The 25,422-nt window shown below is 37.5% G+C and carries 25 protein-coding genes; 17 read left to right on the top strand and 8 right to left on the bottom strand.

The features are described 5' to 3' along the window. Nucleotides 1-72 precede the first annotated feature (72 nt). The 3 genes from T323_RS0123360 to T323_RS0123350 form a co-directional block, all read right to left on the bottom strand. Nucleotides 73-672, bottom strand: a complete 600-nt coding sequence (locus tag T323_RS0123360; protein ID WP_026675439.1) for a YkzI domain-containing protein — start codon at nt 670-672, stop codon at nt 73-75. Between the two features lie 165 nt (nt 673-837). Then, nucleotides 838-1,290 (bottom strand): GNAT family N-acetyltransferase, encoded by a 453-nt coding sequence (locus T323_RS0123355; RefSeq protein WP_026675438.1) that lies wholly within the window; start codon nt 1,288-1,290, stop codon nt 838-840. A gap of 127 nt (nt 1,291-1,417) precedes the next feature. After that, nucleotides 1,418-2,239: a Cof-type HAD-IIB family hydrolase gene (locus T323_RS0123350; RefSeq protein ID WP_026675437.1), complete on the bottom strand. Its 822-nt coding sequence runs from the start codon at nt 2,237-2,239 to the stop codon at nt 1,418-1,420. A gap of 201 nt (nt 2,240-2,440) precedes the next feature. On the opposite strand from T323_RS0123350, the gene ctaG reads away from it, so the two are divergent. From ctaG to argF, 10 genes are all read left to right on the top strand, one after another. After that, the gene (ctaG, locus tag T323_RS0123345; RefSeq protein ID WP_035179801.1) at nt 2,441-3,364 is read left to right on the top strand and encodes a cytochrome c oxidase assembly factor CtaG; all 924 of its coding nucleotides are present in this window, start codon (nt 2,441-2,443) and stop codon (nt 3,362-3,364) included. Nucleotides 3,365-3,388: 24 nt separating this feature from the next. Beyond that, entirely contained in the window at nt 3,389-3,985 is a 597-nt protein-coding gene (locus T323_RS0123340) for an SCO family protein (protein ID WP_026675435.1), read from the top strand. 13 nt (nt 3,986-3,998) lie between these two features. After that, the gene (locus tag T323_RS0123335) at nt 3,999-4,490 is read left to right on the top strand and encodes a FixH family protein (protein ID WP_026675434.1); all 492 of its coding nucleotides are present in this window, start codon (nt 3,999-4,001) and stop codon (nt 4,488-4,490) included. A 302-nt stretch (nt 4,491-4,792) separates the two neighbouring features. After that, on the top strand, nt 4,793-5,830 hold the full coding sequence (gene argC / locus T323_RS0123330) for an N-acetyl-gamma-glutamyl-phosphate reductase (RefSeq protein ID WP_026675433.1): 1,038 nt from the start codon (nt 4,793-4,795) through the stop codon (nt 5,828-5,830). Between the two features lie 47 nt (nt 5,831-5,877). Continuing rightward, a complete protein-coding gene (gene argJ / locus T323_RS0123325) occupies nt 5,878-7,110 on the top strand; it encodes a bifunctional ornithine acetyltransferase/N-acetylglutamate synthase (protein ID WP_026675432.1) in 1,233 nt (410 codons plus the stop codon). Nucleotides 7,111-7,132: 22 nt separating this feature from the next. Beyond that, the gene (gene argB, locus T323_RS0123320) at nt 7,133-7,918 is read left to right on the top strand and encodes an acetylglutamate kinase (protein ID WP_026675431.1); all 786 of its coding nucleotides are present in this window, start codon (nt 7,133-7,135) and stop codon (nt 7,916-7,918) included. A gap of 15 nt (nt 7,919-7,933) precedes the next feature. Continuing rightward, nucleotides 7,934-9,079, top strand: coding sequence for an acetylornithine transaminase (argD, locus tag T323_RS0123315; RefSeq protein ID WP_026675430.1), 1,146 nt, complete (start codon nt 7,934-7,936; stop codon nt 9,077-9,079). Between the two features lie 84 nt (nt 9,080-9,163). Further along, entirely contained in the window at nt 9,164-10,243 is a 1,080-nt protein-coding gene (locus T323_RS0123310) for a carbamoyl phosphate synthase small subunit (RefSeq protein ID WP_026675429.1), read from the top strand. Then, nucleotides 10,236-13,391, top strand: a complete 3,156-nt coding sequence (gene carB, locus T323_RS0123305; RefSeq protein WP_026675428.1) for a carbamoyl-phosphate synthase (glutamine-hydrolyzing) large subunit — start codon at nt 10,236-10,238, stop codon at nt 13,389-13,391. The genes T323_RS0123310 and carB overlap by 8 nt, the downstream gene beginning before the upstream one ends. Before the next feature lie 15 nt (nt 13,392-13,406). Next, the gene (gene argF, locus T323_RS0123300) at nt 13,407-14,363 is read left to right on the top strand and encodes an ornithine carbamoyltransferase (protein ID WP_026675427.1); all 957 of its coding nucleotides are present in this window, start codon (nt 13,407-13,409) and stop codon (nt 14,361-14,363) included. 340 nt (nt 14,364-14,703) lie between these two features. Here argF and T323_RS27570 read toward each other — a convergent pair whose 3' ends face one another. The 5 genes from T323_RS27570 to modA form a co-directional block, all read right to left on the bottom strand. Beyond that, entirely contained in the window at nt 14,704-15,387 is a 684-nt protein-coding gene (locus T323_RS27570; RefSeq protein ID WP_051556700.1) for a Crp/Fnr family transcriptional regulator, read from the bottom strand. A gap of 68 nt (nt 15,388-15,455) precedes the next feature. Beyond that, nucleotides 15,456-16,310, bottom strand: coding sequence for an Mrp/NBP35 family ATP-binding protein (locus T323_RS27565; RefSeq protein WP_281175767.1), 855 nt, complete (start codon nt 16,308-16,310; stop codon nt 15,456-15,458). Nucleotides 16,311-16,342: 32 nt separating this feature from the next. Then, nucleotides 16,343-17,380, bottom strand: a complete 1,038-nt coding sequence (locus tag T323_RS0123285; RefSeq protein ID WP_026675426.1) for a sulfate/molybdate ABC transporter ATP-binding protein — start codon at nt 17,378-17,380, stop codon at nt 16,343-16,345. Further along, nucleotides 17,380-18,060: a molybdate ABC transporter permease subunit gene (gene modB / locus T323_RS0123280; RefSeq protein WP_026675425.1), complete on the bottom strand. Its 681-nt coding sequence runs from the start codon at nt 18,058-18,060 to the stop codon at nt 17,380-17,382. The genes T323_RS0123285 and modB overlap by 1 nt, the downstream gene beginning before the upstream one ends. Nucleotides 18,061-18,062: 2 nt before the next feature. Next, on the bottom strand, nt 18,063-18,815 hold the full coding sequence (modA, locus tag T323_RS0123275) for a molybdate ABC transporter substrate-binding protein (protein WP_026675424.1): 753 nt from the start codon (nt 18,813-18,815) through the stop codon (nt 18,063-18,065). A gap of 138 nt (nt 18,816-18,953) precedes the next feature. Here modA and mobB point away from each other — a divergent pair, with 138 nt between their 5' ends. From mobB to T323_RS0123240, 7 genes are all read left to right on the top strand, one after another. Beyond that, on the top strand, nt 18,954-19,463 hold the full coding sequence (mobB, locus tag T323_RS0123270; protein WP_051556698.1) for a molybdopterin-guanine dinucleotide biosynthesis protein B: 510 nt from the start codon (nt 18,954-18,956) through the stop codon (nt 19,461-19,463). A gap of 234 nt (nt 19,464-19,697) precedes the next feature. Continuing rightward, nucleotides 19,698-20,840: an MFS transporter gene (locus tag T323_RS0123265; RefSeq protein WP_026675422.1), complete on the top strand. Its 1,143-nt coding sequence runs from the start codon at nt 19,698-19,700 to the stop codon at nt 20,838-20,840. Then, nucleotides 20,837-22,960 (top strand): formate dehydrogenase subunit alpha, encoded by a 2,124-nt coding sequence (fdhF, locus tag T323_RS0123260; protein WP_026675421.1) that lies wholly within the window; start codon nt 20,837-20,839, stop codon nt 22,958-22,960. Before T323_RS0123265 ends, fdhF begins: the two co-directional genes overlap by 4 nt. An 18-nt stretch (nt 22,961-22,978) precedes the next feature. Beyond that, nucleotides 22,979-23,521: a 4Fe-4S dicluster domain-containing protein gene (locus tag T323_RS0123255; RefSeq protein ID WP_026675420.1), complete on the top strand. Its 543-nt coding sequence runs from the start codon at nt 22,979-22,981 to the stop codon at nt 23,519-23,521. Between the two features lie 15 nt (nt 23,522-23,536). Further along, entirely contained in the window at nt 23,537-24,067 is a 531-nt protein-coding gene (locus tag T323_RS0123250; RefSeq protein ID WP_026675419.1) for a QcrA and Rieske domain-containing protein, read from the top strand. Beyond that, nucleotides 24,060-24,257 carry a hypothetical protein gene (locus tag T323_RS0123245; RefSeq protein ID WP_026675418.1) on the top strand — a complete coding sequence of 66 codons (198 nt, stop codon included), beginning with the start codon at nt 24,060-24,062 and terminating at the stop codon, nt 24,255-24,257. The genes T323_RS0123250 and T323_RS0123245 overlap by 8 nt, the downstream gene beginning before the upstream one ends. A gap of 259 nt (nt 24,258-24,516) precedes the next feature. Further along, entirely contained in the window at nt 24,517-25,344 is an 828-nt protein-coding gene (locus T323_RS0123240) for an MIP/aquaporin family protein (RefSeq protein ID WP_026675417.1), read from the top strand. Nucleotides 25,345-25,422 lie beyond the last annotated feature (78 nt).

Below are 25,422 nucleotides of genomic sequence, written 5' to 3'. Positions count from 1 at the left end.
GGCAGAAAAAATTGCAAGCACCATGTCCGTGCTTGCCTCTCCAATCGGAGAAATATGAGGTTGCTAAGCGCATTACAAAAATTGAGAAACTTCGTTATGACGACTTACTAATTTTTTTAAACGCTTTTTATGTTTACGAATTTGTGCTTCATCTTCAGATTGGATCGCTTCATGAAGTTCCATTAGCTCGTAATCGATTTCTAGTAGTGTCATATGATAAATGGTTTTTGGTTCTAATTCATGACCATACTCCTTGTACTCTATAATAGAGCCATTTTTATTCATAATGATTTTGTCACTCCCATCAATTTCAATAATGGACTGAATATCTCCAGTACGATAAGAGGTAATATAAAGCGGGCCACCAGTAAACTTTTTTACTACACCATTTCCACTGAATTCAGAAATGAAAACCTCAAGTGCTTCAACGATGATTTCATTGTTTACTTGTAAGTGGTCAACATGGAGGGTAAGTGAATCATCACTGCGTTTAAAGGGAATTTCGTAAAGAGCATCTTCGTTGTCGATGATAAGATAAATCGTTTCATCTTCGTAGCGCCAAAAGAGTGAGAAGTTTTCATCCATCATTTTCTTTATGAATTCGTGGAGTGCATCTTTTGATAATTTGATGTAAAGGTCATTGAATTCAGCTTCATAAAATGACTTATTCATAGTTAGTACACTCCTTACCCATCAATTGTGTAAATTGTGTAATTCTAGGTTGATATTATCCTATGCCTTAAATTTAAAAAAAGAAGTGCAGACGTTTAGAAAAAAAGAAAAAAATCTGTTTTTTCCATGGACAAAATAAAAAAACTGCCAGTATACGTCGGCAGTTTAAAATCTGAAACCATATCGTTTCGAGATAATATCGTAAAACCCTAATGAATTATAAAGGGCTTTAGTTGCTTCATTATTAATCCCTGTTTCAAGTTCAATTCCTTTAATTTTTTTATTCTCGGCCCAGTAAATGACGTTAAGAAGGATCTTTTTTGCAATCCCTTGGTTACGATGTTCTTTATGAACGTATAAATCATTTAACCAAAGATAATGTCCTCCTTTGTCAATACTAATTCCAATATTAAAAAAGGCAGCGCCTAGTATCGTATTATCTTTTTCTGCAACGAATATATGTGCGCTTGAACCTTCTTGTAGGGCTAAATTAATGGCTTCTAAAAGGATCTCATATGCATTCTTTTCACCAACTGACTCCATTTGCCCCATTAATAGATCAGCAATTTTATTTCGAAGTGGTTGGTCTGAATCCTTAGGTACCTCATAAATCTTCATACCATTTCCCCCTTTTTGTACAACGAATCGACTTGTTTTCTGTCTCTTTTATTTCCTAGTTTCTAGAGTAACATAAAAGGACTAGTTGGGATAGGCTTTCCGCCACTTTACCTTGGAAAGATATTTGTTAGGAATGAAGACTAATCCCTAATTCCTCCTCCAAAAATAACGCAATCCCTTCTTCTTCATTTGTTGCAGTGACAAATTTGGCGACTTGTTTCGCCTCTTTGATACCGTTCCCCATCGCTACCCCTTTTCCAGCGTATTCGAGCATTTCTAAATCATTATCTTCATCACCAAATGCAATAATTCGTTCTTTTGGGATTTGATAATAATCTGCAATCTTTTTTAACCCGACCGCTTTATGTATGCCAGCTCTAATGATTTCAATGACATGCCACGGTGCTCCCCACATTCGTTGGTCAATGACTTCAGCGTGTGCATCTTGAAGGAGTTTTCTAAGTTCTTGAACGTGATCTTCTTTAGGATGGACTAATATTGATGTCGGATCTTCATCTAGTAAAGAGTGTAGATTTCCATGCTTTACAGGAGATTGTCCCATTGTAAACGTATCAATAATCATTTTATCTAAGTAACGCAAATAAAAGTCGTCAATCACTTCAACCATAATATTTTGGACACGGAAAGCTTCACATGTTTCAATGATAGCTTTTGCAGTTTGTTTATCCATTGGGGTATGATGATACCCGAAGCTACTATTAGTAGGGTGATGGACAAAAGCACCATTAAAGTTGACGATAGGTGTATTTAAAGATAATTCATTGTAATATTGCAAGCTAGCACGGTATGGACGTCCGGTGGCAATACATACAATATGACCTTCTTCTTTCGCTTTCAGTATCGTTTCTTTTGTCCGAGTTGAGATTTCCTTTTTTTCATTTAGTAAAGTGCCGTCTAAGTCTAATGCGATTAAATGTTGGTTTGACATATAAACTCCTTTTATTGAAAAAATTGGTCGAGAAAAGGTAACAAAAAAGACATCTTTCTAGCTTAGGAAAGAGAGTATAATATGCTATAGTATTTGTTAGTGTTTAAACTTTGAATACCTTTTTTCTATACTTATATTATATGGTACATTGTACAATGTATTGTAATCTTTTTGTTAATCTTTTTGTTTAGGAGGAAAAACATGATAGATCTATTATTTTCTAACTTTAGTTTCCGGGCTTTATGGACTCCTGAGCTTATCCTTATATTAGGAGTGGTTGGACTTCTTTACTTGCTTCTCGTAGAAAAGTGGAGACATCGCTTCCAAGATTCTACACCAGTAAAGGTAAAGCAAAAAATATTCTTTTTTCTAGGTTTATTTATGCTTTATTTAGGGTGGGGTAGTCCACTTTATATTGCAGGTCATTTAATGTTGACATTCCACATGTTTCAAATGGTATTTGCTTATATTTGTGCTGTCCCATTATTTATTTTAGGTACCCCAAAATGGGTCTTTCAAGCAATAGGAAGAAAGCTAGAAGGGACAACCTTCGTGAACTATGCGAAATATGTGTTTAACCCATTGGTGGCTATCCTTTGGTTTAATGGGATGTTCTCGATTTATCATTTACCTGTTGTTTTTGATACGTTGATGAAAAATGTAGCGTTGCATAGTTTATATGAAATCGGATTATTACTTGGAGCCTTTTTAATGTGGTGGTTCATGTTAGCCCCATTACCGATGAAAGGACAACTAACGGACTTGCGAAGAATGCTTTATATATTTGCCAATGGGGCCTTTTTAACACCTGCTTGTGCTTTAATTATTTTTGCAGGCTCGCCGGTTTATGCCGTCTATAGTGACCCAACAACTTGGGCTGTTGTGATGGCGTATTGTTTACCACCAGGAGAAATGGTTCCATATCAATTACTTGGTGAAAATGGTTTTTCCCCAATGTCTGTCCATCACGATCAGCAATTAGCGGGTGTTATTATGAAGGTCATTCAAGAAATTATTTACGGTGTGACAATCGGGTATGTGTTTAAACAGTGGGTTTCTAAAGAAAAACAATCTGATGGACCATCCATTAGTGACATTCCAGTCACACACCAAATTCGTTCATAGTGATAGACAAAAGGAGTTTTTAAAGTGAATAAAGTGATAGTAACGTTGATTATTGGCCTTTCGTTGTTATTGGCAGGCTGTGGCTGGTTGTATGAATCAGGGCCAAAAGCAGGTGTTGATTTAACAGAAGCAGAACTTTTTGTCCCTGAATTTGAATATATCAATCAAAATGAACAGTCAGTAAGCAATGAACAGTTACAGGGGACTGTGTGGATTGCGAATATGGTATTCACTCGATGTCCGACTGTTTGTACAACGATGACACCAAATATGAGAATGCTTCAAGATGCGTTGGCAGAAGAAAAACTTGATGTGAAGCTAGTATCATTTACGGTCGATCCTGAATTTGATTCACCTGATATTTTAAAAAGTTATGGTGAGAACAATGGCGCAGAGTTTGACAAGTGGATGTTTTTATCTGGCTACACTCAAGAGGAAATAACAGAGTTTGCGGCAGAGGCATTTTTAGCACCTGTAAGCAAATTAGAAGATAGCAATGATATGATTCATGCTACTAGTTTTTATTTAGTCGATGAGACAGGTCAAGTCATCCGTAAATATGATGGATTGGCTCTTGATCCAGACCCAATTGTAGCTGATGTGAAAAAGGTGTTAAAATAAAGGAGATGTACGAATGAGCAAAAAAGTATTTCTTTCTTTCCTTTTGCTTATCTTAGCTCTTGGAGCATGTGCGAATGAGGAAAGTGAACAAGTCAGTCCTTGTCAAAACCCAGTTGTTCCGATTGAAGTCGACTTTAGTTGGAATCCTGAACAAAGTGAGCCAGGAGTAGAAGTTGTCTTTAATGTAGTTGTGACACACGAAAATGTACCAATCGTTGATGCCGATGAAGTGAATATTGAAATATGGGAGCATAATAATCCTGATTATCACCATATGAAAAATACAGAGCATGTTGAAGATGGATTATATACTATGCCGTGGACGTTTGAGCAAGAAGGTGTATATTATGCGTACTACCATGTAACTGCTTGTGATATGCATCGAATGGAAAAAGAACTGATTGTAGTTGGGACCCCTGATGTCGATGCAATATTAGCGGAACCTGATACTGTTGAGGGAGCAATGAGCGGCGACCATGAATCAGGAAATGGCCATGATCATTAAGTGATAGTGGATAAATACTGAAAGCCTAATTTTCTTTTGAGAAATTAGGCTTTCAGCATGTCTACTGTTTTCTTATAAAAAGCTAAGAAAGCAATACTAAGGAAATTATACATTTAACAAAAGTAGCTTTTTCGACGACTAAAAAAATAGGCTTTTCTACTAGTTACCGCTAAATCGGCGTTTGAATATGAAAAGAGTATAAAATGAAAATAAAAATAAAAATACAGTTGCATTTATTTTTATTCATCCTTATAATTATACTCATCATAAAAAAGTAGCGGAAAAAATGAGGGGGAGATGTCATGAGAGCGGCTATTATTGGAGCGACAGGATATGGGGGAGCAGAACTAATCCGGCTATTACATAATCATCCAGAGATTGAAGTGAGTTCCGTACACTCTTCTTCACAGCAAGGAACAATTATTAATGAAAGTTACCATCATTTAAAAAACATTGTGGATTTACAACTTGAAGCGATAGATCCAGTTGGAATACGACAAAAGGCAGAGCTTGTTTTTTTATCAACACCGCCTGGGGTCTCAAAAGACATTGTACCAGGACTATTAGAACAAGGTTTAAAAGTTGTTGATTTATCAGGTGATTTACGGTTAAAACAAAGAGAACAATATGAAAAATGGTACGGGTTACCAGCAGCACAGGAAGCTTTACTAGAGCAGGCTATATATGGGTTAACAGAGTGGGAAAAAGAAAAGGTAGCAAATGCAACAGTGATTTCAAATCCAGGCTGTTATCCAACTGCCTCTTTATTAGGTGCTCTACCATTAGTAAAAGAAAAACTCGTTGATCCGTCTTCAATAATTATTGATGCGAAATCGGCTGTGTCTGGAGCCGGAAGGTCACCAGCATTGAACTTTCATTATCCAGAAATGAATGATAACTTTAGAATTTATAAAGTTAATGAACATAAACATATTCCTGAAATCGAGCAAGGGTTAAAAAATTATGATGAGCGTTTTGATACGATTACCTTTAGTACTCATCTTGTTCCAATGACAAGGGGAATTATGGCAACCATTTATGCCAAAGCAACAAGTCCAATGTCAGAAAATAACTTGCGTGAGTTATATGAGGATTGTTATGCCAAATCTCCATTTGTAAGGATTCGACCTGAAAGAGAATATCCATCAACAAAAGAAGTATATGGTACAAATTACTGCGATATTGGGGTAACATATGATGAGAGAACAGGTAGAATTACAGTCGTATCAGTTATTGATAATTTAGTAAAAGGCGCTGCAGGGCAGGCTATCCAAAATGTAAATGTTATGCTTGGATTAGAAGAGAAAACGGGGCTCGATATTATACCGCTTTATCCATAAGATAGACGGTGTTGAAAGTTCCACACAAAATATGAGGTGAAATGAACATGCAATCAGTAAGTCAACAATCAAAAGTCACGCTTGTAGAAGAAGGTAGCATTGTGACTCCAAAGGGATTTTCAGCGACGGGAATTTATACAGGAGTAAAAAGAAAAAGATTAGATTTAGGTGCTATTCTTTGTGACGTTCCAGCAAGTAGTGCTGCAGTATATACATTAAATAAGGTGCAAGCAGCACCATTAAAAGTTACCCAAGAAAGTATAGCTGAAGAAGGAAAACTAAGAGCGATTATCGTTAACAGTGGAAATGCTAATGCTTGTACGGGAAAAAGAGGGCTAGAAGATGCCTATGAAATGCGGAGACTCGGTTCAGAAAAGTTTTCTCTTCCACTTCATCAAGTAGCGGTTACATCAACAGGAGTTATCGGTGAATTTTTACAAATGGAAAAAATCACAGATGGAATCAATCAACTCGAACCACAGCGAACATTTACAGGTGCAAATCAATTTAATGAAGCGATCTTAACGACAGACACGGTAAAAAAACACACGTGTTATAAAACAACGATTGATGATGTAGAAATTACTATTGGTGGAGTAGCCAAAGGTTCTGGTATGATTCACCCAAATATGGCGACAATGCTTGGGTTTGTTACAACTGATGCGAATATTGAACCTAAAGAGCTACAAAAAGCATTGTCATTTATTACAAACAAAACATTTAATCGGATTACTGTTGATGGAGATACATCAACAAATGATATGGTTGTCGTCATGGCTAGTGGGTTAGCAGGAAATGATTCATTAGATGAAAATCATAAAGATTGGCCTTTATTTATAGAAGCGTTAGAAAAAACATGTGAAGCGTTGGCGAAAAAAATTGCTCGTGATGGAGAAGGAGCAACAAAATTAATTGAAGTAATCGTCAATGGTGCCAAGAGCGATGAAGAAGCTGGGAAAGTGGCAAAAAGCATCGTCGGCTCTGACCTTGTGAAATCGGCTGTATATGGAACAGATGCGAACTGGGGTCGTATTATTTGTGCGATCGGTTATAGCGGCGCTGATATTGATCCAGATACGATTGATATTGGGTTAGGTCCAATTGAAACATTAAAAAACAGTCAACCTCTTTCTTTTTCAGAAGAAGAAGCAACAAACTACTTAAAAAATGAAAATGTTCAAATTAACGTGAACTTAAACGTAGGTGAAGGATATGGAAAAGCATGGGGCTGTGATTTAACATACGATTACGTAAGAATTAATGCAGGATATCGTACGTAAAAAGTTGAAAAGGGAGAGAGCAATGAACGAAATTGTAGTAGTCAAATGTGGTGGCAGTACAATTGGGGAATTGTCTGATGATTTTTATTTAAGTATTAAAGCGTTAAAGGATTCTGGAAAAGCACCTGTTATTGTTCATGGTGGAGGACCTGAAATTAATAAAATGCTTCAAGTATTAAAAATTAAAAGTGAGTTTGTGAAAGGCTTACGAAAAACAACTCAAGATGTTCTGGATACCGCTGAAATGGTGTTATGCGGAAAAGTGAATAAAAATTTAGTCGCAAAACTGCAATTAACGGGATTAAATAGCATCGGTTTATCAGGGTGTGATGGTAGATTGATAAAAGTAGAGCCAATAAATGTTGAGCTTCTTGGTTTTGTCGGGGAGCCGATTGGAATCAATGAACCGATGCTTCAACAACTTGTTGATAGTGGATTCGTCCCTGTTATTGCTCCAATCGGACTAGGGGTAGATGGACAACGCTATAATATAAATGCAGATAGTGCAGCTGCTGCAATTGCTGAAGGGTTAGGAGCAAAACAGTTATTATTTGTGACAGATGTTCCTGGAATTTTAGATAACGGAAATTTACTAGAAGAAGTAACAACTGAAGAGGTAAATGCATTAATTGAAAATGGAACGATTTACGGTGGAATGATTCCTAAAGTCCATGCCGCGATTAAAAGTTTACAAGGACAAATTGAAGAAGTTATGATTGTAAATGGCAAAGGCTCGACTCTAACAAAAGATGGTCGTATTTCAGGAACAAAAGTAATAAAAGAGAAAATACCAACGCGTGTCGTTTAGAAGGGAAGAAGAAAAATGAGCGCTATATTTCCAACATATGCACGGTGGGAAATCGAAGTAGAAAGTGGGAAAGGTACGACTTTAAAAGCAACAGATGGTACAGAGTATCTTGACTTCACATCAGGCATTGCCGTTTGTAATTTAGGACATTGTCATGAGGCTGTTGTTGAAGCAGTGAAAGAGCAGGCAGAGAAATTGTGGCATGTATCTAATTTGTTTCATATTCCATTACAAGAGGAAGTTGCCGAAACGCTTGTTCAGCATTCAGATGGGCAATATGTGTTTTTCTGTAATAGTGGGGCTGAAGCAAATGAAGCAGCAATTAAACTTGCTAGAAAATATACTGGAAAAACAAAAATTTTAACATTTGCTCAGTCGTTTCATGGTCGAACGTTTGGGAGTATGTCAGCGACAGGGCAAGCGAAAATACATGATGGGTTTGGACCATTATTACATGAGTTTCAATATTTACGATACAATGACATTCAATCAGTGAAAGACGCGATTGACGATAATGTAGCGGCAATTATGCTTGAAGTTATCCAAGGTGAAGGTGGCGTAAATATCGGTGACCATGCTTTTATTCAAGAAGTAGAAGCATTGTGTCAGGAACATGAAGCTTTACTTATTATAGATGAAGTTCAAACAGGTATTGGAAGAACTGGAAAACCGTTTGCATACCAACACTATGGCATTTCACCTGATATTGTTACTGTTGCGAAAGGATTAGGGAACGGCTTTCCAGTAGGAGCAATGATCGGGAAAGAGAAGTTAATAGAGGCGTTTAGCCCAGGAAGTCATGGTTCAACATTTGGAGGCAATCCATTAGCGATGGCTGCTGCCAAAGCAACACTAACGACAATTTTCACGGAAGATTTTTTAAATAATGTGACAACGAATGGTGAATACTTTATGCAACAACTAACGACAATCTTTAAAGATTCATCACTTGTAAAAGAAGTGCGTGGGAAAGGTCTAATGGTTGGGATTGAATGTACAGAAAATGTAACCGAAATCCTAAAAAAACTGCGCGAACAACAAATTTTAGTTTTAAATGCAGGTCCGAATGTTATTCGGTTATTGCCACCATTAACAGTGACAAAAGAAGAGATAGATTTTGTGATTGAAAAAATGAAAGAAAATTATTGTATTACAATATAATAATTTTTTTTATACATGAATGAATAAAAATACCGTAACGAATATAATTATACGAGCATAGTAGAGTAGTGAGGAGGAACTTGGATGAAAGGATATTTAGTACTTTCCACAGGGGAAACATTTGAAGGCGAGTGGATCGGAAAAGATAAAGACGTCTATGGTGAAGTTGTTTTTTTTACGGGAATGACAGGCTACCAAGAGGTAATGACAGACCCTTCCTTTAAAGGGCAAATTGTTGTCTTTACGTACCCTTTAATTGGGAACTATGGGATAAATCATGTGGATAATGAGAGTGAGCAAACACAAGTATCAGGATTAATAATGAGTGAATATAGTAGCGAAGGGTTTCACTATGAATCAACACAATCGATTGAACAGTCATGTACAGGGGAACAAATTCCAATGCTTGTTGGTGTAGATACAAGAGCAGTTGTCAAGCGCATTCGTGAATTAGGAGATATGGGAGCGATTTTAACGACAAATGTAGAAACGATTGATTTTTCTTCCTATGAAACAATCGGTAGCCGACACTTAGTAAAAGAAGTATCGACTGAAAATTTTGAAGAGTATGGGAATGGAGATATTCACGTTGTACTCGTAGACTTTGGCTATAAAAAATCAATTGTCGATAGTTTAGTTCATCTAGGTTGTCGTGTGACAGTCGTTCCTTATGATACATCAATTGATACGATTGAAAATCTTCACCCAGATGGCATTTTGTTATCAAATGGACCAGGAAATCCAAAACAATTAATACAAGAATTAGAAACGATAAAAACCCTTGCTTCAAAATATCCTACTTTAGGCATTTGTTTAGGGCATCAATTACTTGCCCTAGCCTTTGGTGGCGATACAGAGAAACTACGGTTTGGACATCGGGGTGCCAACCAACCAGTTCAAGACCTCGTCACGAATCAAGTGTATATGACATCGCAAAACCATAGCTATGTAGTAAAAGAAGAAAGTTTGCTAGAAACAGGATTTACGGTTCGTTATAAAAATATTAATGATGGTTCTGTTGAAGGGCTAGCCCATTCTTATTATCCAATTACTTCGATTCAGTTTCATCCAGAAGCACATCCGGGACCAAGTGATAGCGAACAAATTTTTACTCAGTTTTTTCAGGAAATGAGCAGCAAGAGGAGAGAGAAAGCATATGCCTAAACAATCGACCATCTCATCTGTCTTAGTCATTGGCTCTGGCCCAATTGTTATCGGGCAAGCCGCAGAGTTTGACTATGCTGGAACACAAGCATGTTTGGCGTTACGAGAAGAAGGCGTAAACGTCATATTAGTAAATAATAATCCAGCAACAGTCATGACAGATGAAGCTTGTGCAGATGTTGTCTATTTTGAACCATTAACAGTAGAAACGATCGAAAAAATAATTCAAGTTGAAAAACCAGATGGATTGCTAGCCACTCTTGGAGGCCAAACTGGTTTAAATTTAGCTCTTGCACTACACAAGCAAGGCATTTTAGAAAAATATGGAGTGGAGTTATTAGGGACACCAATCGAATCCATTATTAAAGGTGAAGATAGAGAAGAGTTCCGTGCTTTAATGAATGAATTACATGAACCCGTTCCTGAAAGTGAAATCGTCTCAACTGTAGAGGGAGCGGTCCAGTTTTCTCAATCAGTTGGGTTTCCAATTATTATTCGTCCGGCTTATACACTTGGTGGAGCTGGTGGTGGTATAGCCAATACAGAAGAGGAACTTCGTTATATTGTGAAAGGTGGGCTTAATGCAAGTCCAATCACACAATGTTTAATCGAAAAAAGCATCGCGGGCTTTAAAGAAATCGAATATGAAGTAATGCGAGATGCCAATGATACTTGTATTACGGTTTGTAATATGGAAAATATCGACCCTGTGGGTGTTCATACAGGAGATTCAATCGTTGTTGCTCCGTCGCAAACATTAACAGATGTTGAGTATCAAATGCTTCGTTCGGTTTCTTTAAAGATCATTCGTGCTTTAGGTATTGTCGGGGGTTGTAATATTCAATTTGCCCTTGACCCAAATAGTAAGCAGTATTATTTAATTGAAGTCAATCCGAGGGTTAGTCGTTCATCTGCTTTAGCTTCAAAAGCTACAGGATATCCAATTGCAAGAATGGCAGCCAAACTCAGTTTAGGTTATCACTTACATGAATTATTAAACCCTGTCACAGGCCATACGTATGCAAGCTTCGAACCTGCTCTTGATTATGTCGTTGTAAAGTTCCCGAAATGGCCATTTGATAAGTTCGCCTATGCTGACCGAAAATTAGGAACTCAGATGAAAGCCACTGGAGAAGTAATGGCGATTGAGCGAAATTTAGAAAGTGCATTGCAGAAGGCGGTTCGTTCATTAGAAATTAAAGTAGAAGGCTTAACAATGCCGAGTCTTTCTCACTGGACGAAAGAACAATTATGGGAAAGTACAATTCAAGCAGATGACCGTCGATTTTTTGCGATATTAGAGCTTTTGCGTCAAGGAGAAACGGTGGAAAAGATCCATGAGAAGACACAAATTAGTTTATTTTTCTTACAACGGTTTTACAAACTTATTGAGTTAGAAAATAAAGCAAAGTCTTATACGTTACAGACAGTGACGACAACTGAGCTTCTTACTTTAAAGAAACATGGCTTTTCCGATCAATGGTTAGCAAAAATATGGGGGACTACCCTTTCAGCCGTGAGAGAAAAACGAAAAGCGTACAGTATCCTCCCATCCTTTAAAATGGTTGATACTTGCGCTGGTGAATTTACGGCAAGTACGGCTTATTATTACTCGAGCTGGACAGGTGAACATGATGTTGATCCAACGAGTAACAAAACAAAAATCCTCATATTAGGTTCAGGACCAATTCGAATTGGCCAAGGAATTGAGTTTGATTATAGTTCTGTTCATGGTGCACTCAGTTTAAAAAAATTAGGCTACGAAGCGATTATTATGAACAATAATCCTGAAACGGTTAGTACTGATTATGAAATGGCTGACCGACTATATTTCGAACCGTTAACGATTGAAGATGTTTTAAATGTCATTGAAGTTGAAGGAATTGAAGGAGTGATTGTTCAATTAGGTGGGCAAACTGCGATCTCTCTCGTTCAAGGATTAGAAGAAGCAGGAGTGCCATTGTTCGGAACCACACTCGATACCATTGATGAACTTGAAGATAGAGGACGATTCTATGATTTTATGAAACAGGTTGGTGTACAGCATATTCCAGGCGTGACAGCAACAAACAAAAAAGAAGTGGTTCATTTTGCCAATGATCTTGGTTTTCCAGTCCTTCTCCGTCCTTCCTATGTTATCGGTGGGCAAGGGATGACGATCCACTCGAGTGAGGAAGAATTAAAAAGTTATTTAGAAGAAAATGATACAACTGTCGTTTATCCGACTTTAGTTGATGCTTATTATCCTGGTGTTGAAATTGAAGTTGATGCCCTAACAGATGGAAGCGACGTGCTCATTCCAGGTATGTTTGAGCATATTGAAAAAGCTGGTGTTCACTCTGGTGATAGTATGGCTGTCACACCACCTTTCTCACTTACAAAGGAAGTGAAAGATAAAGTAGTAGAGTATACGAAAAAAATAGCAAAGGGCATGGACTTTACAGGTGTGTTTAACATTCAATTTGTTTATTACAACGAGCAATTGTATGTTATTGAAATTAATCCAAGAGCATCAAGAACCGTTCCGATTTTAAGTAAAGTCACAGGCGTAAATATGGTAGATATCACGGTTAATCTATTACTTGGAAAAACGCTTAAACAAATGCAATTGCCAACAGGATTATTAGACGATACACCATATTATACGGTGAAAGCTCCCATCTTTTCGTATGCCAAACTTGCAGGCTTAGACCCAATTTTAGAAGCGGATATGAAATCAACCGGGGAATTGATTAGTATTAGTCAATCGCTTGAAGAAGCGATGAGAAAAGCGTTTGCCTGGAGTGAAGGTCAAATCCCACCTATTTATAAAATCGAAGGCCAAATCTTTTGTGATATTGCAGAGGAAGAAAAAGAAGAGTTTGAGCCACTTGCAAAGGAGTTACAAGCTCAAGGATTTACACTTATAACAGATTCATTTGAACAATGGATTGAGCGTGATGACGCAGTGGCTTTCATCAGTATCCCGAAAAAAGGGCACAAAGCAGGGAAAGAAAGAAGACAACTGGCATTAAAGCAGCGCGTAACGGTGATAACTGAATTATCAACGTTGAAGATGATGCTAACTAGTTTACAAGCCACTGCTTCAACGGTTTGTTCCATGAATAAATGGTTACAACAAATACCTTCTCAAACTGTGAAACTATAAAAGGAAGTGGAGAAAATGGAGTCGAATGTGAGAACGATCCCTAGTACGTTAAAAGGAAAAGACTTATTAACTTTATTGGACTATTCAACAGAAGAAATTAAATATTTATTAGAGCGAGCGGTAGAACTAAAACATGCTCAAAAACATGGGAAAATGGCACCGTTATTAGCGGGAAAATCATTGGGGATGATTTTTGAAAATGCATCAACACGTACTAGAGTCTCGTTTGAAGTTGGGATGACTCAACTTGGAGGGCACGCGCTTTTCTTGAGTCCGAGAGACTTACAAATTGGTCGTGGTGAACCGATTTGTGATACAGCTCAAGTTCTTTCACGATATGTCGATGCCATTATGATTCGAACAAATAGTCATAAAACGGTAGAGGAATTAGCAAAGTATGCAACGGTTCCTGTCATTAATGCACTAACCGACGATTATCATCCTTGTCAGGCTTTAGCGGATATGTTAACCGTTTATGAAACAAAAGGGTTATACAAAGGATTAAAAGTGTCTTTTATTGGTGATGGAAATAATGTTGCTCATTCGCTTGTCATCATTTGTGCGAAGCTAGGGATTGACATCGCTGTTGCAACCCCACCTGGCTATGAGCTCAATCAATCTATCCTACAAAAAGCAAAAGAAGTTGCGAAAAGAACAGGAGCAGTGATTGAGCAAACAAATGACCCTGTGTATGCCGTAACTGGAGCCGATGTGATTTATACCGATGTATGGGCAAGTATGGGTTATGAAGCAGAACAAGAAAATCGTCTCCAAATTTTTCAACCCTATCAAGTAAACAAATCATTAGTCAAACATGCGAAACGAGATTTTATGTTTTTACATTGTTTACCAGCCCATCGAGGAGAAGAAGTGACAGCGGATATTATTGATGACCCAAAGCACTCTTATATTTATGACGAAGCAGAAAACCGTCTCCATGCTCAAAAAGCGATATTAACTGCCTTACTATAACAAACAAAAATCCCCCTAAAGGACTTTACTTTTAGGGGGATTCTTGTATTGCTTAGAGGAAGAGCATAATTGATAGAAGTGTAACAAATGTGATCAACATAACAGTTTTTTTGAAAGATAAGAAGTATAAAAATTTTGGTGTAGCAGTGAAGCTTTGAAAGATATTTCAAGAAGAGCGAAGGCTGCGCACCTGCGCGTTTCACCCCAGGAAGAGCACTTGGGGTTCACTTTCAAAAGCGGGCAGGGCTCCGCACTTCGCTTGAAAGAAAAGATGCTCCGCGTTTTTCCTACAACAAACCAATAAACTAAAATAAGTGTTAGAACAATCAGATCGGTGCCTTCATTCGAACAATTGTTGCAAATAAGGGAGATCGTGGATGGTAATAAAACCATGATCCATGCTTAAAATTCCATCTCGCTTTAACTGATTAATCATCCTGTTAACACTTTCACGGGTTGCGCCAAAAAAACCACCTAATTCTTCATGGGTCAGTTTTAATTGAATGAAAATGCCGTGGTCGATTTGTTTGCCGTAATCTTGCACAAGGCGTAGCAGTGTTTGAGCGAGGGCTTCATATTGTCCAAATAAAGCAACGTCTCGTAATGTTTTTTGAGATAAGCGTAACCGTTCTGACATGATTTGAAAGATTGGTAAGGCGAGCTGTGGGGAGTGCATGATGACTTGTTCAAAGTCTGATTTTCGAATAAACGATACAACACTTGGCTCGAGCGCAACAGCAGTGGCAGGGTACGTTTCGTTTGGTTTACAAAATAAAGAAGTTGCAGCAAAAAGGTCTCCTGGCTTTCGAACATGTAACACAATTTCTTTTCCTTCGTGTGTACATTTACTTAATCGAATTTTGCCTTCATTGACAAAAAAGACAGCTTTCGCTTCTTCAGATTCTAAAAAGAGCACCTCTCCTTTTTGAACAGATTGCGTGAAAATAATAGGAGATAGGAGCTCTTTTTGTTCTGTTGTTAACTGTTGAAAGAAAGGGATTTTTTCAAAAAAGAACTCAGACATAACATCACCTTATTTGCTTATTTTAAATCAAGCATACCATGGTGTAGTGGTTCCAACTGTGATCGATATCACAGTAAATTTGTCTCTGATTCGATGTTTATCCCTTCAACTTGTTTTTCAATTTGAAAAGCAATATGGTGAAAGTGTTGATATAAAGGATCCGACTCTTCAACAATGGTTTCCATTTTTCCTTCTTGATTAGGGATGGCAATCGGCAACGAATCAAGTAAAGGGACTTGTAAAGAATCAGCCAAAGTTTGGCCGCCGCCTTTACCAAATAAATAATACTTCTCTTCTGAGGAAGGTGGAGAAAAATAAGCCATATTTTCAATAACACCTAAAATAGAATGATTTGATTTTTGGGCCATCGTACCAGCTCGTTCTGCAACGTGTGCTGCAGTATGGTGAGGAGTCGTAACAATAATTTCATGGCTTTTTGGAAACATACTATGCATATCAAGAGCAACATCACCAGTTCCAGGAGGCATATCCAATATCATATAGTCGATAGAGCCCCATAATACATCATTCGCAAAATGTTCAATCATTTTTCCTAACATAGGACCACGCCAAACGATAGGTTGATTATCTCTAACCATAAAACCGGTTGACATCACACTTACACCATTTGATTGAACAGGAATTATTTTTTCGTTCCATACTTTTGGTCGTTCTGTAATCGAAAGCATATTTGGAATACTAAAGCCATAAATATCTAAGTCGATAATGCCTACACGTTTATCTAGTCGACTAAGGGCAAGAGCTAGATTGACACTAACTGTTGATTTTCCAACACCGCCTTTACCACTTGTAATCGCGATAATATGGGTTGCATTCATCATTTTCACTCCTACTTGTTCTGTATTTGTAAATGCAACTTGATTGTACAACAGAGAACAGTTGTTGGAAGTGATTTTTTTCACTCCCACTTCCATGTAGTAGAAAGCGGGGATGATTAACAGAGAAATAGTTTGTCTTTTGGTAGATGAATAGTTAAGTTAGCGTGAAAAGTCGATGAATGTCCTTTTGGAACATCGATTTCAAGCTGGTGTTGGGAGAAGGAAACAAATAAAGTTGTTGTATGTATTTTTTCCATTACCGAACAGACTTTAGCTTGTAATGTATTTTCACGTTCACCGATTTCAGATACTATTTGAATATCATGAGGGTGTATACCAATATAGGCTGGTGTGTTGTTTGTTCTTTCATCCACATGTAAGGATATGTCGTCATTAATAAAAACAATTCCCGATGATTTTTCGTAAGAGGAAATCGGAAAGAGATTTTGACAACCGAGCAGTTGTGCTGCTTCATAGGATTGTGGATTTAAGAAAACATCTTGCGTTTTTCCGGTCTGTTTCACTTTTCCATCATGAAGTAAAACGAGTGAATGACATACATGATACGCTTCTTCAATATCATGTGTAACGAGAAGGGCAGGTCCGTGAAAATGTTGTTCGACAAGTTGAATTAATTCATTGGCTAATTTTGAGCGTAATGTTGTATCTAAGGCGGAAAAAGGTTCGTCTAACAAAAGAATATCAGGTTTTGTCGCAAGTGTTCGGGCAAGGGCGGTTCGTTGTTGTTGCCCCCCAGATAATTGAGAAGGATAGTGATGTTCAAGTCCGTTTAAACCCATCGAATGAATCCAAATACTAGCTTTATGATGTCGATCTTCTTTTGGTACCGAAAACAACCCGTACTCAATATTTTGTTTAACTGTTAGATGAGGAAATAACGCATATTGTTGAAAAACAAAACCGACATTTCGTTGTTGAGTTTTTAGAGAAATTTTGTTTGTTCTATGAAAAAATGATTTATTGTTCAGTGATATTTCTCCAGAATCAGGTTTTTGGATTCCAGCTATGCACTGTAATGTTAAACTTTTACCACTACCAGAAGGTCCAAGTAACCCTGTAATTCCATTGGAAATATTAAAACGAACATCAAGCTGAAATGAACGAACCTTTTTTTGAATATTTACAAATAACATTAAGCTCTTCCTTTCACCATCTGTTTTTCCAGACGATTTATCGCATATAGAATGATGAGGGACACACAAGTCATAATGAATACGAGCGTATTTGCTAAGGAACGGTTTCCGGCTAATAACGCATCGTATATTGCGATGGGCATTGTCATCGTTTCATTCGGAATGCTTCCAGCAACCATAAGTGTAGCCCCGAAATCTCCTAATGCACGTGCAAAGGCAAGTGTAACTCCAGCAAGTATACCTGGCCAAGCAAGGGGAATGATAATCGTCCAAAACACCATAAAATCAGAGCGACCCAATGTTTGGGCAGCATAAATGACATCTTTATTTAAATCTGTAAACGCAGCTTTAGCTGATTTAATCATAAAAGGTAGGGCGACAACAGTTGCCGCAATAACAGCACCAGTTGGTGTGAAAACAATCATAATTCCAAATTGTTCTTCTAAAAAACGTCCAATTGTACTTTGTCTTCCAAGGAGAACAAGTAAATAATAGCCTAAGACAGTGGGAGGTAAGACAATAGGTAACGTCAAAAAAGTATCTAAAAAGTCACCAAAACGGCTTTTCGTCCGGCTTAAATAATAGGCTAAAGGTATTCCAATGATTATCGTACAAACGGTTGCTGTTGTGGCAACTTTTAAAGATAAAAATAAAGGGAATAGATTAATGTCGGTAAACATAGTTACTCCTTCGGGAAATCAAATCCATATGATTCTAGTACAGGTCTAGCATCTGTTAGAATAAATTCTAAAAATAAGCGAGACAGCTCTTCGTTTTTTGTAGAATCGATAACAGCAATCGTTTGATGTAAAGGCTCGTATAAATCAACATCAACAGGAATATAATTTATGTTCTCATTTGTTAATGAAGAGGCAATAATCGCTACTTCTGCGTTCCCAGTTTCAAGTTGAGTTAAAGTGTCTGCAATGTTTCTTCCATAAATCAATTTAGATTCTACTTCTTCCCAAAGTAAGCTTGTTTGCAACGCTTGTTTGGCCGCTTTTCCATATGGCGCATGATCAGGGTTAGCAATCGCAATTTTTTTTATATCGTCTGAACGCAAATCTTCTAATGAATGAAGGGAGAACCGAGAATCTATTGAGGCGAGATTTATTTTACCTAACGCATACACTGCTCTAGTGTCTGCGAGGATTCGATTATTTTTTTCTAGTTCATCGATAAAATCCGCATTTGCCGCAGCAAACACATCAAAGGGTGCCCCGTTGTTTATTTGCTCTGTCAGCTGACCAGTGGACCCATATGAAATCGTAAGAGAAACATCATATTTTTCTTCAAATATTGGTTCAAGTTCAGAAAAAGCCACAACTAAATCAGAGGCTGCCGCAATGTATAAATCAGATGATGCTTCATTTTCTGCTTGTCCACATCCAGATAGGGCAAAGAGAAAAAATACGATTAAGGAAAACTTTTTCATTATTGTATCTCCTTTATGCACGACTTTCAGATTAAAAAAGAAATATGATATGATTTTTACTATACCATGAATTGAAAACGAGAGAAATGTTGAGGGTCATTGACTTTAATATAGGGATAGTCGGAAATGAGGAACAAAATGATTATACAATTTGTTGGATACAGCAATAGTGGTAAGACGACAATGCTTGAAAAAACAATTTCTTACTTTGCTGCAAAAGGGTTATCAGTAGCAACGATAAAACACCACGGTCATAGTGAGGAACTTCAATCACTTGATGAAGGAAAAGATTCTTGGCGACATCGCCAAGCAGGGGCAATGGCGACGAGTGTTTGTGCGGGTCCGAATTTTCAATTTCAGTCGACAAAGCAAATAAATTGGACGTTAGCTGACATTTTGTCGATTTATCAACAGATTCCGTATGACGTTCTTTTTGTGGAAGGATTTAAGAAGGAGAAATATGACAAAATTGTGTTTATTCAAAAGGAAGAAGATATGAGTCTGCTCGATAATGTAGAAAACTGTTGTGCCGTTGTATATTGGGATACAGTACAAAAGGAGATGATATATAAGGGACCAGTCTTTTCAATTTGTGAAGAGGAATTGTTTTTGGAATGGTTATATTCCTTTTATAAACATTCTTTATAAAAGAGGAAATAACTACTTAAGAATGGACAATTTCGGTTTTGAAAGTAAATAATTCAAGTTGTCGTAAAACAATTGGTTTTACGGCTATTTTTTATTTGTTTTTCCTGAGTTGTCACGAATTTGTCACTGTTCCAAACCCGTTTTTCACATCTGTGACAAAAATCACTGTTTATGAAAAACGCTCCACCTACAATGAACATAAGCCAATATACGAAAGGGTAGGAGTGAAACAAGATGAGTCAATTTGAGCGGTCATTTTATTCAAAAACAAGCATGTATGCTTTTTTAGTAGTATTATTATTAATTTTTTCAATGTGGGTTGGTACAAAACAGTTTTCACATATCGATATGATGTTATTCGGTTACTTTATTTCTTCTATTGTTTTTGCGATTGGAATCACCATTCGCACATGTTCATGGTTAATTCGACCAGCCACACATCAAGTAGTAAAACGAAGTATTCAAAACTTAAAAAAGAAAGAACGTCAAAAGCGGAACTGGAAGGCGATAGCGAAAACAGCGTTCGACAATATCTTTTTACAAAAATTTATATTTAAAAGAGGAATCTACCGAGGAATTATGCATTGGATGATTGCTTGGGGCTGTATTGGATCGTTTGCCTTTACTTTTGGATTAACTTTCGGCTGGATTCACTTTTCATTAGTAGACCCAACGACATACCAAGTTGTTGTGATGGGAATTCCAACATTAAAAATGGCGGCAGACGGCCTATTAGCCGAGTTTATGTATAACATTTTAAACATTACGGCTTTAATGGTATTACTCGGTGTCACGATGGCGTTAATTCGAAGATCTAATAATCATAATTTAGACGTAACTCAACGAATTGAGTTTGATTTATTCCCACTATATATGTTACTTGCTGTAACGGTAACAGGGTTAATATTAACGGTTCAATATAAGTTTCTTGGTGGTTGGATGCACAATTATATGTCATTACTTCATCAAATAACCGTTGTCATATTCTTAGTATATTTCCCTTTTGGTAAGCTATTTCATTTACCAATCCGTCCGTTAGCTGTGGCGGTGCCTATGAATTATCAAGAGGAAGTCCAATTGGATACACGACCTTGTCAAAAATGTGGGACGACGTACAGTAGCGATGACCAAATTACTGATGTAAAAGAAATTTTAGGTGTTCAAGCGTTTGACTTATCTTTTCAAGATGGAACATATGCGGCAGATTATTGCCCAGCATGTAGACGGAAATTACGCGTGATGAGTCAGTTAAATATGGGAGATCCAAAATTTACACCAAATGGGCCAATTCAAACGAACAATGGGATTCATATTCCAGGGTTTGGTAGAAAAAGAGCAGATGAATTTTATAACAAAGAAGAGGGGGATATAAAATGACAGAATTTCTTGTAAAAGAAGGAGTAAAAAACCTTCATCATAAAGGTGAAAAGCTCATCACAACTCATTGTTGTTATTGTGGGATGCAATGTGGCATGCATATTCGGGTGAATGAAAAAACGGGTAATGTTGTCGGAGTAGAGCCGCGCTATGATTGGCCAGTAACTTTAGGGAAAATGTGTCCCAAAGGGGTAACCGCCTATCAAACAGTTGATCACGAAGAAAGAATCAAAACACCATTAATTAAGAAAAATGGTCAATTTGTAAAAGCGTCGTGGGAAGAAGCACTTGATTTAATCGAGTCTAACTTTAAACGGATTCAAAATGAATACGGAAAAAATGCTGTGTCAGTTTTTGGTGGCGTATCGATGACAAATGAAAAATGTTATTTAGTTGGTAAATATGCAAGAGCCGTATTAGGTACACGGTTTATTGATTATAATGGTCGTTTTTGTATGAGTTCAGCGGCTGGTGGATTTATGAAAACATTAGGAACAGACCGTGGCTCAACATTACCTTGGCCGGAATTAGAGCATACCGATTGCTTCTTTATGGCAGGTTCAAATACAGCTGAATGTCATCCAACAAGCATTCAATGGTTATGGAAAGCAAGAGATAAAGGGGCAAAAATGATTGTTGTTGACCCTAGAGAAACACCAACAGCAAGAATTGCCGATGTTCACTTAGATATTCGCCCTGGAACAGATGATACGCTAGCGAGTGGAATGTTACATCTTCTCATCGAACACGGCTATGTGGATGAAACATATGTATCAGCACGCTGTAACAATTTTGAAGAGTTAAAAGCATCGGTTGAACCGTTCACAGCAAAATATACAGCTGAGGTCACCGGTGTCGATATTGAAAAAATAGAAAAAGCAGCTCATATTTATGGTCGGTCTCCACGTTCTGTCGTCATGTTTGCTAGAGGAATTGAACAACAATCAAAAGGTGTTGATAATGTTACTTTATATACGTCTATGGCCTTATTACGTGGACAAATTGGAAAATTTGCTTCAGGAGTAGCAACATTTACCGGGCAAGGAAATGGGCAAGGTGGAAGAGAGCATGGGCAAAAGGCAGATGCTCTTCCGGGATATCGTAAAATTGCCGATCCGAAAGCAGTAGAATATGTGTCAAGTGTGTGGGGGATTGACCCAAAAGAAATGCCACAAGCAGGTGTTTCGGCTTATGAGATGTTCGATGAAATAGAAAAAGGTGAAATTCGAGCAATGCATGTCATTTGTAGTAATCCAGCTGTATCTGCTCCGAATTTAACTCATATATGGAATGGCTTTAATAAATTGGATTTTATGGTTGTGAGTGACTTTTTCTTATCCGAAACAGCGGAGTTTGCTGATGTCGTATTACCAGCAACGTCATGGGCCGAAGATGAAGGAACAACAACAAATTTAGAAGGTCGTGTCATTCGAATTCGGAAAGTGAAAGATCCAGTTGGAGAATCTAAACCAGACTGGGAAATTATGCAGTTGATAGCAAAACGAATGGGTAAAGGACATTTATTTCCTTACGATAACCCAAGAGAAATTTTTGACGAATTCCGATTAGCCTCCAAAGGGGGAAAAGCAGACTATTACGGAATTACGTATGAACGAATTGATAAAGAAGATGGTGTATTTTGGCCTTGTCCTTCAGAGGACCATCCAGGAACACCAACAATGTTTAAAGACAAGTTTGGGACAGAAGATGGCAAAGCGAATTTACCTGTTGTTCAGTATCGTCCATCTGATGAAACTCCGACAACAGACTATCCACTTTATTTAACGACAGGACGGGTTGTATTCCATTATCTTTCTGGTTCACAAACGAGAAGAACAAAATTTTTAATGGAACAATGTCCAGTTCCTTATGCGGAATTACACCCAGAACTTGCAAGTCAGTACGGGCTAACAAACGGTCAAAAAGTAAAATTGACGACGAAACGTTCAGACATGATTTTAGAGGTACGTTTAACAAAAGCAATTCGAAAAGATACGGTCTTTGTTCCCTATCATTGGGGAAAAGAGTTAGCGATAAACCAACTTACAAATGCGGCACTTGATCCGGTTTCAAGAATGCCAGAATTTAAAGTGTGTGCAGTGAAAATGGAAAAAGCATAATAGGAGGGAGTGGATAATATGAAAAAAGTGATGTATTTAGAGTTTGAACGTTGTATAGGATGTCGTTCATGCCAAGCGGCTTGTCGAGAGTGTGGGGGGCATGATGCAAAAGAAAGAAACTATGTAGAGTATGTCGATTTCATGGAAAGTCGACAAACCTTTCCGATGTTATGTATGCAATGTAAAGACCCTGCATGTGCAAGAGTATGTCCTGCCAATGCAATTCAAATAACAGAAGAAGGTGTTGTACTTTCAGCTATGGAAGAAAAGTGTATCGGTTGTAGAAATTGTACATTTGGTTGTCCATTCGGAATACCGAAATTTGATTTTGAAGAAAATAAAATGTACAAATGTGATATGTGTTATGACCGTACAAAACATGATATTTCACCAATGTGTGCTTCTGTTTGTCCAAGTGATGCGATTCGATTTATTGACTTTGATGAAATGCAAGCATTGCGACGTAGAAGAACACAGTTGAATTTAATAGAAGGAAAAAAACCGACAGAGCAAGATAAATGGAAATATGTACCTGAGTTTTTTGGAGTGTACTCGGACTAAAAGGAGGGAAGAGCAATGACAAATAAAAAAACAGGACGGAATCAAAAAGATACACAAGACGATATGATCCACCTTGTTGATAATTTAAATCGTGATGATGATTTAAAGTATAATCGTCGTGCCTTTTTAAAGTCGGCTGTTGGTGTGTCCGTTGCGTTAGGGTTAGCCACTGTCCCCTTTTCTGTCAGAGCAATGTTAGGCATAGAGGAAGAAGAACCTGAGCGTTTCGCAATTGCAAAAGTGGATGAAATCCCAAAAGGAAATTCAATTACATTTAACTATCCTACCGAGCATGATGCTGCTTTATTAATTCATACGAAATCAGGAGAATGGAAAGCTTATAATAGTGCATGTACACATTTGATGTGTCCGGTTTTTTATGAAGCAGAAGGAGAGACACTCGTTTGTCCATGTCATAAAGGATATTTTGATTTAGGTAACGGCCATCCTGTTGAAGGACCACCACAACGAGAATTGCCATTAATTGAACTTGAAGTTGATAATGGGGTTGTGTATGCCGTTGGAAGGAAAATTCGCCATGGCTAAAAAAATATGTTGGGCTGTTATTTTTATAACAATTGCTGTAAATGTTGTGATGTTACAATGGACAATTGAAGCATATCTAGGACTAGAATATGAGAAAATCTATGTGTATTCAACAGTGGCAGTTATTTCTGTCATCTGTGCATTAGTTGCGTTTTTTATATGGCGAAAACATGAATATCATTCAAATTAAAAAACAAAAATTTGACGAAAATATGTCTACGAATAATCGTTTAGGATTCTATTTGACTATTATAAATTAACTATTTACAATTGTGTCCAATTTATGTATAGTGTAGATAAGTTTATAAATGAGCTGATGAGATCATTGAGGGACAGCTTTTTGTATCAGGACCACACTAAACGTATGTCTTGATTCAAAAGCTGTCTCTTTTCGTATGTCTTGTAAACGCTTTCATTTATGAACTTCAATTCTAAAGGGGGAATGACATATGTCAGCTTATTTAGGTGAAGTCATTGGAACAATGATTTTAATCATTTTTGGAGGGGGTGTCGTAGCTGGCGTTGTTTTAAAACAGTCAAAAGCAGAAGCATCAGGTTGGATTGTTATTGCGATGGGATGGGGGTTTGCCGTTGCCTTTGGGGTTTATGCGGTAGGTGCAGTAAGTGGTGCCCATTTAAATCCAGCTGTTACACTAGGATTAGCATCAGTCGGTGAATTTGCTTGGTCTCAAGTTCCAGGTTACATTGCAGCGCAAATGTTAGGAGCATTTCTAGGAGCTATTATCGTCTATCTTTATTATCTCCCTCATTGGAGGGCAACTGAGGACCAAGGAGCAAAGCTTGCTGTTTTTTCAACAGCCCCTGCGATACGTCATACACCATCAAACTTAATTAGTGAGATTTTAGGGACAGCCGTTTTAGTCTTTGGAATTTTATTTATCGGAGCAAATCAATTTACTGAAGGGTTAAACCCGCTTATCGTTGGTTTCTTAATTGTTGCAATTGGTTTATCATTAGGAGGAACAACGGGCTATGCTATTAATCCTGCTCGTGACTTAGGACCGCGAATTGCCCATTTCTTATTGCCGATTGCCGGTAAAGGATCATCAGATTGGTCATATGCTTGGATTCCTGTTGTAGGTCCTGTCATTGGGGGAATATTAGGAGCAAGGTTTTACCATTCTTTATTTACAGGTGGATCAATGACTGGATTTTATATTTTCTTAGGTGTAGTTGCTATTGCGGTGTTTGCATCAAAAGCAATAGCACCGAAAGAATCACCAGGTATGGAAACAACAAAAAAAGTAGCATCCTAAAGAGAGACACTACAAAAAAATGAGAATCTTATTTAGAATTATTATAATTCGAAAATGAAAAAAAGTCTAGTTTATTAG

This window comes from Alkalihalobacillus bogoriensis ATCC BAA-922, from assembly GCF_000621445.1.
Taxonomy (GTDB): Bacteria; Bacillota; Bacilli; order Bacillales; family Bacillaceae_F; genus Bacillus_AO; species Bacillus_AO bogoriense.
This window is presented reverse-complemented; position numbering and strand designations above follow the sequence as displayed.